The organism is Lelliottia sp. (genome assembly GCF_045627565.1).
In the GTDB taxonomy this organism is placed as follows: domain Bacteria; phylum Pseudomonadota; class Gammaproteobacteria; order Enterobacterales; family Enterobacteriaceae; genus Enterobacter.
The window spans coordinates 55,212-70,672 of the sequence record NZ_JAZQNX010000034.1 but is presented as its reverse complement, the minus strand read 5'-3'; the positions used below and the strand labels follow the sequence as shown (position 1 = coordinate 70,672).

At 55.2% G+C, this 15,461-nt stretch carries 16 protein-coding genes; 8 read left to right on the top strand and 8 right to left on the bottom strand.

Going from position 1 to position 15,461, the window contains the following annotated elements; translation table 11 throughout:
• The first annotated feature begins 57 nt into the window (after window positions 1–57).
• From ACKI5T_RS16870 to trmL, 5 genes are all read left to right on the top strand, one after another.
• A complete protein-coding gene (locus ACKI5T_RS16870; protein ID WP_011915399.1) occupies window positions 58–420 on the top strand; it encodes a YibL family ribosome-associated protein in 363 nt (120 codons plus the stop codon).
• A 352-nt stretch (window positions 421–772) separates the two neighbouring features.
• Window positions 773–2,428 (top strand): L-lactate permease, encoded by a 1,656-nt coding sequence (gene lldP / locus ACKI5T_RS16865; RefSeq protein ID WP_407438929.1) that lies wholly within the window; start codon window positions 773–775, stop codon window positions 2,426–2,428.
• Window positions 2,425–3,198 carry a transcriptional regulator LldR gene (lldR, locus tag ACKI5T_RS16860; RefSeq protein WP_407438927.1) on the top strand — a complete coding sequence of 258 codons (774 nt, stop codon included), beginning with the start codon at window positions 2,425–2,427 and terminating at the stop codon, window positions 3,196–3,198. Before lldP ends, lldR begins: the two co-directional genes overlap by 4 nt.
• On the top strand, window positions 3,195–4,382 hold the full coding sequence (gene lldD, locus ACKI5T_RS16855; RefSeq protein WP_407438925.1) for an FMN-dependent L-lactate dehydrogenase LldD: 1,188 nt from the start codon (window positions 3,195–3,197) through the stop codon (window positions 4,380–4,382). The genes lldR and lldD overlap by 4 nt, the downstream gene beginning before the upstream one ends.
• 125 nt (window positions 4,383–4,507) lie before the next feature.
• Window positions 4,508–4,981, top strand: coding sequence for a tRNA (uridine(34)/cytosine(34)/5-carboxymethylaminomethyluridine(34)-2'-O)-methyltransferase TrmL (trmL, locus tag ACKI5T_RS16850; RefSeq protein ID WP_407438923.1), 474 nt, complete (start codon window positions 4,508–4,510; stop codon window positions 4,979–4,981).
• On the opposite strand, the gene cysE is transcribed toward trmL, so the two are convergent.
• From cysE to ACKI5T_RS16825, 5 genes are all read right to left on the bottom strand, one after another.
• The gene (gene cysE, locus ACKI5T_RS16845) at window positions 4,978–5,799 is read right to left on the bottom strand and encodes a serine O-acetyltransferase (protein ID WP_011915394.1); all 822 of its coding nucleotides are present in this window, start codon (window positions 5,797–5,799) and stop codon (window positions 4,978–4,980) included. The two genes, trmL and cysE, sit on opposite strands and share 4 nt — an antisense overlap.
• Window positions 5,800–5,874: 75 nt before the next feature.
• The gene (gene gpsA, locus ACKI5T_RS16840) at window positions 5,875–6,894 is read right to left on the bottom strand and encodes an NAD(P)H-dependent glycerol-3-phosphate dehydrogenase (RefSeq protein ID WP_407438920.1); all 1,020 of its coding nucleotides are present in this window, start codon (window positions 6,892–6,894) and stop codon (window positions 5,875–5,877) included.
• Window positions 6,894–7,361 (bottom strand): protein-export chaperone SecB, encoded by a 468-nt coding sequence (gene secB / locus ACKI5T_RS16835; protein ID WP_407438919.1) that lies wholly within the window; start codon window positions 7,359–7,361, stop codon window positions 6,894–6,896. The genes gpsA and secB overlap by 1 nt, the downstream gene beginning before the upstream one ends.
• A 33-nt stretch (window positions 7,362–7,394) precedes the next feature.
• Window positions 7,395–7,643, bottom strand: a complete 249-nt coding sequence (grxC, locus tag ACKI5T_RS16830) for a glutaredoxin 3 (protein ID WP_059180467.1) — start codon at window positions 7,641–7,643, stop codon at window positions 7,395–7,397.
• A 13-nt stretch (window positions 7,644–7,656) separates the two neighbouring features.
• A complete protein-coding gene (locus ACKI5T_RS16825) occupies window positions 7,657–8,088 on the bottom strand; it encodes a rhodanese-like domain-containing protein (protein WP_407438917.1) in 432 nt (143 codons plus the stop codon).
• Window positions 8,089–8,335: 247 nt separating this feature from the next.
• Between ACKI5T_RS16825 and gpmM the strand changes: the two genes are divergently transcribed.
• The 3 genes from gpmM to ACKI5T_RS16810 are packed head-to-tail and all read left to right on the top strand — an operon-like array spanning window position 8,336 to window position 12,121.
• On the top strand, window positions 8,336–9,880 hold the full coding sequence (gene gpmM / locus ACKI5T_RS16820) for a 2,3-bisphosphoglycerate-independent phosphoglycerate mutase (RefSeq protein ID WP_407438915.1): 1,545 nt from the start codon (window positions 8,336–8,338) through the stop codon (window positions 9,878–9,880).
• Between the two features lie 33 nt (window positions 9,881–9,913).
• On the top strand, window positions 9,914–11,173 hold the full coding sequence (envC, locus tag ACKI5T_RS16815; RefSeq protein WP_235135802.1) for a murein hydrolase activator EnvC: 1,260 nt from the start codon (window positions 9,914–9,916) through the stop codon (window positions 11,171–11,173).
• Window positions 11,174–11,176: 3 nt separating this feature from the next.
• Window positions 11,177–12,121, top strand: coding sequence for a divergent polysaccharide deacetylase family protein (locus ACKI5T_RS16810; RefSeq protein ID WP_407438913.1), 945 nt, complete (start codon window positions 11,177–11,179; stop codon window positions 12,119–12,121).
• 17 nt (window positions 12,122–12,138) lie between these two features.
• Here ACKI5T_RS16810 and ACKI5T_RS16805 read toward each other — a convergent pair whose 3' ends face one another.
• From ACKI5T_RS16805 to kbl, 3 genes are all read right to left on the bottom strand, one after another.
• Entirely contained in the window at window positions 12,139–12,945 is an 807-nt protein-coding gene (locus tag ACKI5T_RS16805) for a glycosyltransferase family 2 protein (RefSeq protein ID WP_407438911.1), read from the bottom strand.
• A 141-nt stretch (window positions 12,946–13,086) separates the two neighbouring features.
• Window positions 13,087–14,112, bottom strand: a complete 1,026-nt coding sequence (gene tdh, locus ACKI5T_RS16800) for an L-threonine 3-dehydrogenase (RefSeq protein ID WP_407438909.1) — start codon at window positions 14,110–14,112, stop codon at window positions 13,087–13,089.
• A gap of 9 nt (window positions 14,113–14,121) precedes the next feature.
• The gene (gene kbl / locus ACKI5T_RS16795) at window positions 14,122–15,318 is read right to left on the bottom strand and encodes a glycine C-acetyltransferase (RefSeq protein ID WP_202694530.1); all 1,197 of its coding nucleotides are present in this window, start codon (window positions 15,316–15,318) and stop codon (window positions 14,122–14,124) included.
• Window positions 15,319–15,461 lie beyond the last annotated feature (143 nt).

The following is a 15,461-nucleotide window of genomic DNA, read 5'->3' as shown; positions in this document are numbered from 1 at the left end:
GACCGCGCACATTGGTGTATCCTTCCTGTAATTCCCCCGTTTTTAGAGCTATATGTGATGAAAGAAGTCGAAAAGAACGAAATTAAACGCCTCAGTGACCGTTTGGATCTGATCCGCCACCAGCAGGCTGATATGTCTCTTGTTGAATCTGCCGAAAAATATGCAGAGCTTGAAAAAGAGAAAGAGAAACTCGAAGGCGAAATTGAGCGTCTGCGCGCTGTTAAAGGCCATAAGCTGAGCAAAGAAGCACAAAAGCTGATGGGCATGCCGCATCGCCGTGCGATCACCAAAAAAGAACAAGCCGACCTGGGCAAGCTGAAGAAAAGCGCGCGCGGTCTGGTCGTCGTACACCCGATGACTGAGCTGGGCCGTGAAATGGGCCTGCAAGAGATGACGGGTTTCTGTAAGACGGCGTTCTAATATTTTCCCTCTCCCCACCGGAGAGGGAATTGTTCAAGACCTTCCCCAGCACGATCCGAGCACTGCTCCTGGCCTGGCTTCTCCCTCTCACGTGGGAGAGGGTCGGGGTAAGGGTATCAAACTGCCTCCGCGTTAAATTGGTCCTACCAATACCCTTTCTAATCGTTCAACGCTTCACATTCCCGCAAATTCCGATCACAAACTCATTGCCCGACCATAACATTTGGTTAACCATTCATTGTCATTAACCCTACATCACACTATTGGCAGGACCACTTTTACACTCAATGTGATGCCGAGATGAGCATAGACTCACCGCGACACTGAGCGTGTGGTCCACAGGAGACCTGCAATGAGCCTCTGGCAACAAAACTACGATCCGGCCGGGAATATTTGGTTGTCTAGCCTGATCGCATCGCTACCGATCCTGTTCTTTTTCTTCGCGCTGATTAAGCTCAAGCTGAAAGGCTATTTGGCCGCGACGTATACCGTCGCTATCGCGCTCGCGGTAGCGCTGTTGTTCTACAAAATGCCGGTCGACCGCGCACTGGCGTCCGTCATCTATGGCTTCTTCTACGGTCTGTGGCCCATTGCGTGGATTATTATTGCCGCGGTATTTGTCTATAAAATCTCGGTGAAAACCGGGCAGTTTGACATTATCCGCTCGTCGATTTTGTCCATCACGCCGGACCAGCGCCTGCAAATGCTGATCGTCGGCTTCTGCTTCGGGGCCTTCCTCGAAGGGGCCGCGGGATTTGGCGCGCCGGTGGCGATTACCGCTGCACTGCTGGTGGGGCTGGGCTTTAATCCGCTGTACGCGGCAGGTCTGTGCCTGATCGTTAACACGGCACCGGTGGCGTTTGGCGCGATGGGTATCCCAATTCTGGTTGCAGGACAGGTCACCGGCCTGGACAGCTTTGAAATCGGCCAAATGGTGGGTCGCCAGCTGCCGTTCCTGACCATTATCGTGCTGTTCTGGATCATGGCGATTATGGACGGCTGGCGTGGCGTAAAAGAGACCTGGCCTGCGGTGATGGTCGCAGGCGGCTCGTTCGCCATCGCGCAATACCTCAGCTCGAACTTCATTGGCCCGGAACTGCCGGATATCATTTCGTCGCTCGTTTCTCTGGTGTGTCTGACCCTGTTCCTGCGACGCTGGCAGCCGGTGCGGATCTTCCGCTTTGGCGATATGGGCGCGTCGCAAGTCGATCAAAAGCTGGCACGCACGAATTACACCATTGGGCAGATTGTTCGCGCCTGGTCGCCGTTCCTGTTCCTGACGGCCACCGTCACTCTGTGGAGCGTGCCACCGTTTAAAGCGCTTTTCGCCCCAGGCGGCGCGCTGTACGACATGGTGATCAACATCTCCGTGCCGTTCCTCGACAAAATGGTGGCGCGTATGCCGCCCGTGGTCCACGCCGCCACGCCGTACGCTGCGGTGTATAAATTCGACTGGTTCTCCGCCACCGGCACGGCGATTCTGTTTGCCGCTATCCTTTCCATCGTATGGCTACGCATGAAGCCTGCAGCGGCGATACAGACTTTTGCCAGCACGCTGAAGGAACTGGCGCTGCCGATTTACTCCATCGGGATGGTGCTGGCATTCGCGTTTATCTCGAACTATTCCGGCCTGTCATCAACGCTGGCATTAGCGCTTGCCCACACAGGACATGCGTTTACCTTTTTCTCGCCGTTCCTCGGCTGGCTGGGGGTGTTCCTGACCGGTTCGGATACGTCCTCAAACGCACTGTTTGCCGCTTTGCAGGCGACCGCCGCTCAACAGATTGGCGTATCAGACGTACTCTTAGTCGCTGCCAACACCACGGGCGGCGTAACGGGCAAGATGATTTCTCCGCAGTCCATCGCCATTGCTTGTGCTGCGGTGGGCCTGGTCGGGAAAGAGTCGGATCTGTTCCGCTTTACCGTTAAACACAGCCTGATTTTCACCTGCATGGTCGGCGTTATCACCACGTTGCAGGCTTACGTCTTAACCTGGATGATTCCATGATAGTGATGCCCAAACGCCTGTCCGACGAGATCGCCTCTCGCGTGCGGGCGCTGATTGAAGAACAACAGCTGGAAGCGGGCATGAAATTGCCCGCCGAGCGCCAGCTGGCCGCCCAGCTTGGCGTGTCGCGTAATTCACTGCGCGAAGCGCTGGCGACGCTGACCAGCGAAGGGGTGCTGCTGAGTCGACGTGGCGGCGGAACGTTTGTGCGCTGGCAGCACGACGACTGGTCCGAGCAAAACATCGTCCAGCCGCTGAAGACGCTGATGGAGAACGACCCCGATTACAGTTTCGACATTCTGGAAGCGCGCCACGCGATAGAAACCAGCACCGCCTGGCATGCGGCGATGCGCGCTACGGACAGCGATAAGGAGAAGCTCAAAGCCTGTTTTGAAGCCACGCAAAGCAGCGACCCGGATATCGCCTCGCAGGCTGACGTCCGCTTTCATCTGGCGATTGCCGAAGCCTCACACAACGTGGTGCTGCTGCAAACCATGCGCGGTTTTTTCGACCTGCTGCAATCGTCCGTTAAGCAGAGCCGCCAGCGCATGTATCTGGTGCCGCCGGTTTTCGCACAGTTGACCGAACAGCACGAAGCGGTGCTGAACGCCATTCTGGCCGGTGACGCCGACGCCGCGCGCAAGGCGATGATGGCACATCTGGGTTTTGTGCATACCACCATTAAACGATTCGATGAAGATCAGGCCCGACAGGCGCGCATTACCCGCCTGCCCGGCGATCATGATAATTCCAGGGAGAACAACGCATGATTATTTCCGCAGCCAGTGACTACCGCGCCGCAGCGCAGCGCATCCTGCCGCCGTTTTTATTCCACTACATCGACGGCGGCGCGTACTCGGAATACACCCTGCGCCGCAACGTGGAAGATTTGTCAGAGGTGGCGCTGCGCCAGCGCGTGCTGAAAAACATGTCAGACCTGAGCCTTGAGACAAAACTCTTCAACGAGACGCTGTCGATGCCCGTAGCCCTTGCGCCCGTCGGGCTGTGCGGGATGTACGCGCGCCGTGGCGAGGTGCAGGCTGCGGCTGCGGCAGATACCAAAGGGATCCCCTTTACCCTTTCGACCGTGTCCGTTTGCCCAATTGAAGAAGTCGCGCCTACCATCAAGCGCCCAATGTGGTTCCAGCTGTACGTCCTGCGCGATCGCGGCTTTATGCGTAACGCGCTGGAACGTGCCAAAGCGGCGGGCTGTTCCACGCTGGTGTTTACCGTCGATATGCCCACGCCGGGTGCGCGTTATCGCGATGCACACTCCGGAATGAGCGGTGCGAATGCGGCGATGCGTCGTTACTGGCAGGCGGTGACGCATCCGCAATGGGCGTGGGATGTCGGCGTTAACGGCCGTCCGCACGATCTGGGGAATATCTCGGCCTATCTCGGCAAGCCAACCGGGCTTGAGGATTACATTGGCTGGCTGGCGAATAACTTCGATCCGTCGATTTCATGGAAAGACCTGGAGTGGATCCGCGAATTCTGGGATGGTCCGATGGTGATCAAAGGGATCCTCGACCCGGAAGATGCCCGCGATGCGGTGCGTTTTGGCGCAGATGGCATTGTGGTGTCGAACCACGGTGGACGGCAGTTGGACGGCGTGCTCTCTTCTGCACGCGCCCTGCCTGCGATTGCCGATGCGGTGAAAGGTGATATCGCGATCCTGGCCGACAGCGGCATTCGTAACGGGCTGGACGTGGTACGCATGATTGCATTGGGCGCAGACAGCGTGCTGCTGGGCCGCGCATATCTGTACGCGCTGGCCACGCACGGCCAGGCGGGCGTGGCGAATCTGCTGAACCTGATCGAAAAAGAGATGAAAGTGGCGATGACCCTGACCGGCGCGAAGACCATCAGTGAAATCAGCAAAGACTCGCTGGTACAGGAGTTGAGCCGAATTCCTGCAGGGCTGGCACCGCTAGCGCAGGGGACTGCCGCTTAAGTGTTGTGGTCGTCTGTTGCCCTCACCCCACCCCTCTCCCACAGGGAGAGGGAGAAAAGATGCAGATTCTGCTATCCTGCCCCCGTATTTTTCAGAGCCTAACGGGATAGGCTCCAGGGGACAGCATGCTTAACATCGTACTATTCGAACCAGAAATTCCGCCTAATACCGGCAATATCATTCGCCTGTGCGCCAATACCGGTTTTCGTCTGCATATCATTGAGCCGATGGGCTTTACGTGGGACGACAAACGCCTGCGCCGCGCGGGACTGGATTATCATGAATTTACGGCCGTCGTTCGCCATCACGATTACGCGACCTTTATGGCAGCGGAAAACGCGCAGCGCATGTTTGCTCTGACGACCAAAGGCACACCGGCGCACAGCGCAGTGAGTTATCAGGAAGGCGATTATCTGATGTTTGGCCCTGAGACGCGTGGCCTGCCAGCCACTATTCTGGATGTTCTGCCCGCTGAGCAAAAAATCCGTATTCCAATGATGCCGGACAGCCGCAGCATGAATTTGTCTAATGCGGTGTCGGTCGTGGTGTATGAAGCCTGGCGCCAGCTGGGATATGCCGGCGCCGTGCTCAGAAGCTAGATACCGTCACCATACTCGAAGGTATGGTGAATGCCGTTGAAATGCTGATCCATATCCATCGCCGGTTTATCACTCTCGGGTTTGCCGACGATTCGCGCTGGCACGCCGGCGGCGGTGGTGTGCGGCGGAACGGGTTGAAGCACAACCGATCCCGCACCAATCTTCGCACCACGTCCGACTTCAATATTGCCGAGAATTTTCGCGCCCGCGCCAATCATCACGCCTTCGCGAATCTTTGGATGGCGATCGCCACTGGTTTTGCCCGTACCGCCAAGGGTCACGGATTGCAGAATTGACACGTCATCTTCGATAACCGCCGTTTCACCGACAACAATGCCGGTGGCGTGGTCAAGCATGATCCCGCGACCGATTTTCGCTGCCGGGTGAATATCCACCTGGAAGGTCACGGAAACCTGATTTTGCAGGAAAATAGCCAGCGCACGACGGCCTTCGTTCCACAGCCAGTGGCCGATGCGGTAAGCCTGTAGAGCGTGAAAACCTTTGAGGTACAGCAGCGGCGTGGAGTATTTATCCACCGCCGGGTCGCGCGTTCGCACGGCCTGAATATCACAGGCGGCAGAGGCGATCATTTCGGGGTCGGCGGCATACGCCTCTTCAACGACTTCGCGAATGGCAATGGCGGGCATGATTGAAGAGGCGAGTTTGTTCGCGAGCATATAGCTCAGGGCACTGCCGAGATCTTCATGCTTGAGTAACGTCGCGTGATAAAAACTGGCCAGCATAGGCTCGCAGTCGGCTAAAGCCCGGGCTTCGGCTTTAATATTGTTCCAGACGATATCCAGTTCTTCACACGGCATTGCATACTCCAGGCGTAATTAGACGACCGGCCAGTCTCTGCTGGCCGTGTCGTTGGGCGACAACGTATCCCTGCATTAGCTACTGCTGCGCTCTTCCTTGCGTGAGCGACCTAATAAGGTCAATGCTGCCTCGCGCGCATTTTTTCCGCAATACAATACCTGATAAATTTCCTCGGTTATTGGCATTTCGACACCAAAACGGTGCGCCAATTCCCGAACTTCTTTGGTATTGCGATAACCTTCGACCACCTGACCAATTTTTTCCTGCGCGCCCATCACATCCATGCCCTGTCCGAGCATCATGCCAAAGCGGCGGTTACGAGACTGGTTGTCGGTACAGGTCAGCACCAAATCGCCTAAACCAGCCATACCCATAAAGGTGGCAGGATCGGCGCCTAAGGCTTCGCCAAGACGCGACATTTCCGTCAGTCCACGGGTGATCAATGCCGTACGCGCGTTCGCGCCAAAGCCGATACCGTCAGACATACCCGCGCCGATCGCGATAACGTTCTTCACCGCGCCGCCCAACTGCACGCCGATAAAATCCGGGTTGCTGTAGACGCGGAAGCTTTTGCCGCAGTGCAGCAAATGCTGGAGATCGTCGGAGAAGGTTTGATCGGTTGACGCCAGAGAGATTGCCGTCGGCAGGCCAGCGGCCAGCTCTTTGGCAAACGTCGGTCCAGAGATCACCGCCAGCGGAACATCATCACCCAGCACTTCACGGGCCACATCCTGCAACAGACGTCCCGTTTCCGCTTCCAGCCCTTTTGTTGCCCACACGATACGCGCATCAGCACGCATCAGCGGCTTGATCTGGTGCAGCACCTGACCAAACACATGGCTTGGCACGACAACTAAGATATTACGGCTGGCAGCAAGTGCCGTAGCGAGATCGCTTTCGAGGTGCAGCGAATCAGGAAAAGGAACATCAGGAAGGAACGCAACATTGCAGCGATCGTTCTGTAACGTCGCGATATGCTTAGGATCGTGGCCCCAAAGCACCACTTCGTGACCATTTCTTGCCAGGGTAATAGCAAGAGCAGTGCCGTACGAGCCGGCACCGATCACAGTCATTGACGCATTAACTGTACTCATCAGGCATCCTGATGTTCTTCAGTACCTTCGCCAGCTTGCTGCTGCAGATAGTTCATGAACAGCGCATCAAAGTTCACTGGCGCAAGGTTCAGTTGCGGGAATGTACCGCGGGATACCAGGCTGGTGATGCATTCGCGAGCATACGGGAACAGAATATTCGGGCAGTATGCACCCAGGCAATGCGCCAGCTGATTACCGTCAATGCCGCCCACAGAGAAGATGCCGCCCTGCTGTACTTCGCACAGGAATGCAGTTTCTTCGCCCAGCGAGGCGGTGACGGTCACGCGCAGTACAACTTCATACACGTCGTCTGCCAGTTGGGTAGACGCAGTATCAAGATCAAGTTTAACCTCTGGCTGCCAATCTTTCTGGAAAACATGCGGCGCATTTGGCGCTTCGAAAGAGACATCCTTGGTGTAGATGCGCTGAATCTGGAAACTCATTTCGTTGTTGTTTTGTTCTGACATGGAAATACCCTTTTTAATTGTCCTAAAACGCTTTTACAGCAGGGGATCAAGCCCACCACGTGCATCAAGCGCATACAAGTCATCACAGCCGCCAATGTGCTGCGCATCAATAAAAATCTGCGGAACCGTCGTACGGCCACTACGTTTGATCATCTCTTCACGTTTTGCCGCGTCGCCATCGATAGGCAGTTCCTGAAAGGTGACGCCTTTGCTGCTCAGCAGCGCTTTCGCGCGATGGCAGAACGGGCAGGTCGCTTTGGTGTACATTTCGATATTGGCCATAACGTCGTTCCTCTTATTTACCGCGAACTAAAGGCAGATTCTCGCCGCTCCAGCCGGAGACGCCGTCTTTCAGCACGTATACCTTTTCAAAACCCGCCTTGATCAGCGCGCTGGCCGGATCCTGCGCCTGCATACCAGTACCGTCGACAACGATAATCGGCTGCGCTTTATGCTTGTCCAGTTCACCAACATTGTTTGCTTTGATTTCAGCAGGCAGCAGGTTCATAGAACCTGCAATATGACCTTTACGGAAATCATCACGCTGACGCAGGTCGACAACGACGGCGTCTTCTTTATTGATAAGACGCGTTGCTTCGCCACGAGTGATAACCTTAACTTTAGAAGTAAGGCCTTTGAAAGTGGTAAACAGCACAGCTGCCAGTAAACCAATCCACGCGATACTCAGTACCGGATGGCGGCTAACAAATTGCATAATTTCTTGCATGGGGGGTAACAACTCCCGACGTAGTGATTAAAAAAACCAGGACAGGAGTATACCTGTGCGGTGTGGCAAATACAGCCAGCGGGAATAAGCTAATCCATTTTCTGCGGCATGCCACGAAAAAAATAATGCAAAATCGCCTTCATGGCTCCTGTCCCTACGTATTCTTTGATCTTCCGAGGCTACTTTAACGATTCAGCTGTAGTAAAATTACGCAAATTTTTTGTCTCTTGAGCATGAGGATGTCGCAATGTCGGTTTCTAAAAAACCTATGGTACTGGTGATTCTGGATGGTTATGGCTATCGCGAAGACAGCCAGGATAATGCCATTTTCAACGCAAAAACCCCGGTAATGGATGCGCTGTGGGCACAGCGTCCGCATACCCTGATCGATGCGTCCGGGCTGGAGGTGGGTCTGCCGGATCGCCAGATGGGCAACTCTGAAGTCGGACACGTCAACCTGGGTGCGGGCCGCATTGTTTATCAGGATCTGACCCGTCTGGATGTTGAAATTAAAGAACGCACGTTCTTCTCCAACCCTACGCTGACCGGTGCTGTCGATAAAGCCGTGAGCGCAGGCAAAGCGGTTCACATTATGGGTCTGCTCTCTGCAGGCGGCGTTCACAGCCACGAAGATCACATCCTGGCGATGGTAGAAATGGCAGCCGAGCGCGGCGCAGAAAAAATCTACCTGCATGCTTTCCTGGACGGTCGCGACACCCCACCGCGCAGCGCCAAATCATCACTGCAAACCTTTGAAGACAAATTTGCCGAGCTGGGCAAAGGCCGTGTTGCCTCGATCATTGGCCGTTACTACGCAATGGACCGCGATAACCGCTGGGATCGCGTTGAGCAAGCGTATGACCTGATGACCATGGCAAAAGGTGAGTTCCAGTTTGATACCGCCGTTGCCGGTCTGGAAGCCGCTTACGCGCGTGACGAGAACGACGAATTCGTGAAAGCAACCGTGATCCGTGCTGAAGGCCAGGCTGACGCCGCTATGGAAGACGGCGATGCGCTGATCTTCATGAACTTCCGTGCCGACCGTGCGCGTGAAATCACCCGTGCGTTCGTGAATGCTGATTTTGACGGTTTCGCCCGTAAGAAAGTGGTGAACCTCGACTTCATCATGCTGACCGAATACGCTGCTGACATCAAAGTGCCGTGCGCATATCCACCAGCTTCACTGGCGAACACCCTTGGCGAGTGGATGGCGAAGCACGACAAAACGCAGCTGCGCATTTCCGAAACCGAAAAATACGCGCACGTGACCTTCTTCTTTAACGGCGGCGTAGAAGAGCCGTTCAAAGGCGAAGACCGCATTCTGATTAACTCCCCGAAAGTGGCGACTTACGATCTGCAGCCAGAAATGAGCTCTGCTGAGCTGACTGAAAAGCTGGTCGCGGCAATCACAAGCGGCAAATACGACACCATTATCTGTAACTATCCGAACGGCGATATGGTTGGTCATACCGGCGTGATGGAAGCAGCGGTGAAAGCAGTTGAAACCCTGGACCACTGCGTTGATCGAGTTGCCAAAGCCGTGGAATCCGTCGGCGGTCAGTTGCTGATCACCGCCGATCACGGTAATGCTGAGCAGATGCGCGATCCGTTGACCGGTCAGGCGCATACGGCGCACACAAACCTGCCCGTTCCGCTGATTTATGTGGGTGAGAAATCTCTGAAAGCGGTGGAAGGCGGTAAGCTTTCTGACATCGCACCAACCATGTTGACGCTGATGGGGATGGAAATCCCGCAAGAGATGACTGGCAAGCCGCTGTTCATCGTGGAATAATCCTTCCCCATGAGGGGAAAGGCGATTTTTTCAATCACATGGGTCGTGAAGCCGCTACGGTTTTCAGTCAGACCTTTGCTTTACGCCAGCGCGCTTAGCGCTGGCGTATTGTTGTGCGCCACATCCGCCCACGCTGACGATCGCGATCAGCTCAAATCGATTCAGGCCGATATCGCCGCGAAAGAGCGCGCAGTTCGCCAGCAGCAACAGCAACGCGCTTCACTGCTTGCGCAGTTAAAGCAGCAGGAAGAAGCCATTTCCGCCGCCGCGCGGAAATTACGCGAAACGCAAAACACCCTTTCACTGCTCAATAAGCAAATCGATGAGATGAACGCGTCGATTGCCAAACTAGAACGCCAGCGCGACGCCCAGGAACGTAATCTTGCCGCCCAGCTTGATGCGGCATTCCGTCAGGGTGAGCATACCGGCATTCAGTTGATTCTCAGCGGTGAAGAGAGCCAGCGCGGCCAGCGTTTGCAGGCCTATTTTGGCTATCTGAACCAGGCTCGCCAGGAGACCATCGCGCAGCTTAAGCAGACGCGCGAAGAGGTCAACACCCAGAAAGCGGAGCTTGAAGAGAAGCAAAGCCAACAGCAGACCCTGCTTTACGATCAGCAGGCGCAACAGGCGAAGCTGGAACAGGCGCGGAACGAGCGTAAGAAAACGCTTTCCGGTCTGGAGTCGTCGATTCAGGAAGGTCAGACGCAGCTGGGTGAAATGCGTGCCAACGAGTCAAAACTGCGTAACAGCATTGCGCGTGCCGAAGCGGCAGCCAAAGCGCGGGCCGAAAAAGAAGCCCGTGAAGCGCAGGCCGTAAAAGATCGCCAGCAAGAAGCGTCGCGTAAAGGTTCAACCTATAAACCGACCGAAAGCGAGCGCTCGCTCATCTCGCGTACCGGCGGCCTTGGTGCCCCTCGCGGACAAGCGTTCTGGCCCGTACGTGGTTCGATTTTGCATCGCTATGGCGAACAACTGCAGGGTGAGCTACGTTGGAAGGGTATCGTTATTGGTGCCTCCGAAGGCAGCGAAGTCAAAGCCATCGCCGATGGCCGCGTGATCCTCGCAGACTGGCTGCAGGGTTACGGTCTTGTCGTGGTGGTTGAACACGGCAAAGGCGACATGAGTCTTTACGGCTATAACCAGAGCGCACTGGTCAGCGTAGGCACACAGGTCCGTGCCGGACAACCCATCGCCCTTGTGGGCAGTAGTGGCGGTCAGGGCCGCCCGTCACTCTATTTCGAAATTCGTCGCCAGGGTCAGGCGGTCAATCCACAGCCGTGGTTGGGAAGATAAGTTTTGCTTCAATTTCGTCGTCTTGTTTTATCCGTCGTCAGCGCACTGGCGCTGGCTTCACCGGTTTACGCAGGCAAACTTGCCATCGTCATTGATGATTTCGGTTATCGCCCACACAACGAGAATCAGGTGCTGGCAATGCCCACTGCCATCTCCGTTGCCGTGTTACCCAATGCCCCACATGCGCGCGAAATGGCGACCAAAGCCCATAATAGCGGGCACGAAGTGCTGATCCACTTGCCGATGGCGCCGCTCAGTAAACAACCGCTGGAAAAAGACACCTTACGCCCGGACATGAGCAGCGACGAGATCGAGCGCATTATTCGCGATGCTTACGGAAAAGTGCCGTTTGCCGTCGGGCTGAATAACCACATGGGCAGCGCGATGACGTCGAGCCTGTTTGGAATGCAAAAAGTGATGCAGGCGCTGGCGCGCTACAATCTCTATTTCCTCGACAGCATGACCATTGGCAATAGCCAGGCTCTGCGCGCCTCGCAGGGCACCGGTGTGAAGGTGATTAAGCGCAAAGTCTTCCTGGACGACACGCAGAACGACGCGGATATTCGTGCTCAGTTCAATCGTGCGGTTCAGCTCGCACGCCGCAACGGGTCGGCTATCGCGATTGGGCATCCCCATCCGTCCACCGTGCGCGTCTTGCAGCAAATGCTGCCTTCTCTGCCGTCGGATATCACGCTGGTACGCCCGAGCGATCTGCTCAACGAGCCGCAAGTAGATACCTCACGGCCCGATACGTCATCGCCGTCAGGCATAAACCCAGCGACAAAACCGCGAAATCCGTTCAAGGGTGTGAGCCTCTGCAAGCCAAAACAGCCGCTGGAACCGGTGTATGCCACCCGATTCTTCTCGGTGATCGGCGAAAGTGTGGGCCAAAGCTCACTGGTGAAATACGTCCAGCATCAGTGGCAGGGTTGGGATAGAAAGGCGTAATTCATCACTGTCAGTCATCATTCGATGAGATGAGAGTCCACTGGCTTTTCTGCCGTGGACTTTTCTTTTTCGTTATCCTGATACAGATACCAGGCCTTAAAATATTTCAAAAAACTGTATGAGACCGCGTACAGCCCCGTCACGATCCCCACTTTCCCCTGTCGCCAGGCGCCGCTGAATAGATACCATTTGAAAAATGCACCCGTTGCGCTGATCACCCCGCGCCCGATAGACGGCCTCACTTTCTGGTATTTCACCAGCCGCGACGTGTAGCTATTCAGTTTATTAAAGACTTCATGAAGCGTGTAAAACGTGTCATGCCGCACGCGTCCCGGCATTTTGGTGGCCTGCACATTGCCTTCAACTTTGTCATCAACTGGGCGGTGATTGAATCGCGCCCGAGTGCGATTGAACAGACGCACCGGATAATCCGGTGAGGAGATGGGATAAATCGTTCGCACTTCTTCGCCAAGCACATACCAGTAACGCGCAATACGCCAGGCACAGTTGACCGGAGGCGCTTCGCCCGCTTTCAGTGCCAGGATGAAATCGACCGTTTCGGCATCCAGGATTTCATCGCTGTCCATGCACAGCACCCAATCATGCGTTGCCAAGTCAATCGCATAATTCATCTGTGCGCCGTGCATCGCGTAAGGATGATGGTGGACAGAAAGGCCGTATTCTCGACAGATAGCCAGAGTCGAATCAGTACTTCCGGAATCCACCACGATAAATTCGTCCGCAACGGCCAGTAACGGAGGAATGACTTCGCGAAGCAAACGCGCGGAATTACAGGTCAATAAACAAACGGTAAGCTTGAGCATAGGCGCTGTAAAAGTAAACGAATGTTAAACAAACTTTATAAGCGTGTGGGTAAAAAAGCGAAGGAATAGTGGAAATAATCCGAATGCGGATGTCAGAACTGTGAATGGGTCGAGAAAAAGCGCCCGCAGGCGCTTTCTTTTTTAATCCCAGCTCAGAATGACTTTTCCGGATTGGCCCGAGCGCATCGCGTCGAAGCCTTTCTGGAAATCATCAATCCCGAAATGGTGAGTAATGATCGGCGTCAGGTCCAGACCAGACTGAATCAACGCCGCCATCTTGTACCAGGTTTCGAACATCTCACGACCATAAATGCCCTTGATGAACAAACCTTTAAAGATAACTTTGTTCCAGTCGATCGACATATCTGACGGCGGAATACCCAGCATGGCGATACGTCCGCCGTGGTTCATGGTATCCAGCATTGAACGGAACGCGGGTGGCGCGCCGGACATTTCCAGGCCCACGTCGAAGCCCTCGGTCATGCCAAGCTCGGCCATCACGTCGTTCAGGTTCTCTTTGGAGACGTCCACCGCGCGGGTGACGCCCATTTTGCGCGCCAGCGACAGGCGGTATTCGTTAACGTCGGTGATCACCACGTTACGTGCACCAACGTGTTTCGCCACGGCGGCAGCCATAATGCCGATTGGGCCAGCGCCGGACACCAGTACGTCTTCGCCGACCAGATCGAATGACAGCGCCGTGTGAACCGCGTTACCAAACGGATCGAAGATGGACGCCAGATCGTCAGAAATATTGTCCGGGATCTTGAAGGCGTTAAACGCCGGGATCACCAGATATTCCGCGAAACAGCCCGGACGGTTCACGCCTACGCCCACGGTGTTACGGCACAGGTGCGTACGGCCGCCACGGCAGTTACGGCAGTGGCCGCAGGTGATGTGGCCTTCGCCGGAAACGCGATCGCCAATTTTGAAGCCTTTCACTTCCTGGCCAATGCCAACCACTTCACCGACATATTCGTGGCCCACAACCATCGGCACTGGAATGGTTTTTTGTGACCAGTCGTCCCAGTTGTAGATATGCACGTCAGTGCCACAAATCGCGGTTTTGCGAATTTTGATCAACAGATCGTTATGACCGACTTCCGGCTCCGGCACGTCGGTCATCCAAATCCCTTCTTCGGCTTTCAGTTTGGATAACGCTTTCATCACACGTCCTTAGGCAATTACGCCCAGTTGTTTGCCGATGCGGATAAAGGCTTCAACCGCACGCTCGATTTGTTCAGGTGAATGCGCCGCAGACATTTGGGTGCGGATACGCGCCTGACCTTTTGGCACCACCGGGAAGAAGAATCCGGTGACGTAAATGCCCTCTTTTTGCAGCTCACGCGCGAAGTTTTGCGCCACAACCGCATCGCCCAGCATCACGGGGATAATCGCGTGGTCAGCACCCGCCAGCGTAAAGCCCGCCGCGCTCATTTTTTCGCGGAACAGACGGGCGTTAGACCACAGGCGATCGCGCAGTTCAGCGCCGGACTCGACCATTTCCAGCACTTTGATGGAAGCAGAAACAATGGCTGGGGCCAGGGAGTTGGAGAACAGGTACGGACGGGAGCGCTGACGCAGCCACTCAACCACCTCTTTACGCGCAGCGGTATAGCCGCCGGAAGCACCGCCAAGCGCTTTGCCCAGCGTACCGGTGATGATGTCTACGCGGCCCATCACGTCACAGTATTCGTGGGAACCGCGACCGTTTTCACCAACAAAACCGACTGCGTGAGAGTCATCGACCATCACCAGCGCGTCATATTTGTCGGCCAAATCGCACACGCCTTTCAGGTTGGCAATCACACCGTCCATCGAGAACACGCCGTCGGTGGCGATCAACACATGGCGAGCACCGGCTTCACGGGCCTCTTTCAGACGCGCTTCCAGCTCCTGCATGTCGTTATTGGCGTAGCGGAAACGCTTCGCTTTGCACAGACGCACGCCGTCGATGATGGATGCGTGGTTCAGGGCATCAGAGATAATCGCGTCTTCCGCGCCCAGCAGCGTCTCGAACAGACCGCCGTTGGCATCGAAACAGGAAGAGTAAAGAATCGCATCTTCCATGCCGAGGAAATCGGCCAGCTTCTTCTCAAGCACTTTGTGGCTGTCCTGCGTACCGCAGATAAAGCGCACAGAGGCCATTCCGAAACCGTGAGTGTCCATCCCCTTTTTGGCAGCAGCAATCAGCTCAGGGTGATTCGCAAGACCTAAGTAGTTGTTCGCACAAAAGTTGATCACATGGCTGCCATCAGCGACGGTGATATCCGCCTGCTGCGCAGAAGTGATAATACGTTCTTCTTTGAACAACCCTTCCGCGCGAGCGGTTTCCAGGTCGCTGTCTAACTGTTTGTAAAAATCACCACGCATTGCAATTCTCCAGACTCGGCAAATTTCGGCACATATTACCCAAACCTATACGTCGATACGAGATGACGCATCATGAGTTCTCGTTTTTGCAGCATAAATCACGTGTAACATTTATTGCATATAAACAAAATCATTCAAGTTGC

Bases quoted from the DNA above. Each gene is read 5' to 3' on its own strand.
- grxC (WP_059180467.1), bottom strand. From the start codon at position 7,643: ATGGCCAATATCGAAATGTACACCAAAGCGACCTGCCCGTTCTGCCAT.
- ACKI5T_RS16805 (WP_407438911.1), bottom strand. From the start codon at position 12,945: ATGCTCAAGCTTACCGTTTGTTTATTGACCTGTAATTCCGCGCGTTTG.
- lldR (WP_407438927.1), top strand. From the start codon at position 2,425: ATGATAGTGATGCCCAAACGCCTGTCCGACGAGATCGCCTCTCGCGTG.
- cysE (WP_011915394.1), bottom strand. From the start codon at position 5,799: ATGCCGTGTGAAGAACTGGATATCGTCTGGAACAATATTAAAGCCGAA.
- tdh (WP_407438909.1), bottom strand. From the start codon at position 14,112: ATGAAAGCGTTATCCAAACTGAAAGCCGAAGAAGGGATTTGGATGACC.
- secB (WP_407438919.1), bottom strand. From the start codon at position 7,361: ATGTCAGAACAAAACAACAACGAAATGAGTTTCCAGATTCAGCGCATC.
- gpmM (WP_407438915.1), top strand. From the start codon at position 8,336: ATGTCGGTTTCTAAAAAACCTATGGTACTGGTGATTCTGGATGGTTAT.
- gpsA (WP_407438920.1), bottom strand. From the start codon at position 6,894: ATGAGTACAGTTAATGCGTCAATGACTGTGATCGGTGCCGGCTCGTAC.
- lldP (WP_407438929.1), top strand. From the start codon at position 773: ATGAGCCTCTGGCAACAAAACTACGATCCGGCCGGGAATATTTGGTTG.
- ACKI5T_RS16870 (WP_011915399.1), top strand. From the start codon at position 58: ATGAAAGAAGTCGAAAAGAACGAAATTAAACGCCTCAGTGACCGTTTG.
- kbl (WP_202694530.1), bottom strand. From the start codon at position 15,318: ATGCGTGGTGATTTTTACAAACAGTTAGACAGCGACCTGGAAACCGCT.
- trmL (WP_407438923.1), top strand. From the start codon at position 4,508: ATGCTTAACATCGTACTATTCGAACCAGAAATTCCGCCTAATACCGGC.
- ACKI5T_RS16825 (WP_407438917.1), bottom strand. From the start codon at position 8,088: ATGCAAGAAATTATGCAATTTGTTAGCCGCCATCCGGTACTGAGTATC.
- lldD (WP_407438925.1), top strand. From the start codon at position 3,195: ATGATTATTTCCGCAGCCAGTGACTACCGCGCCGCAGCGCAGCGCATC.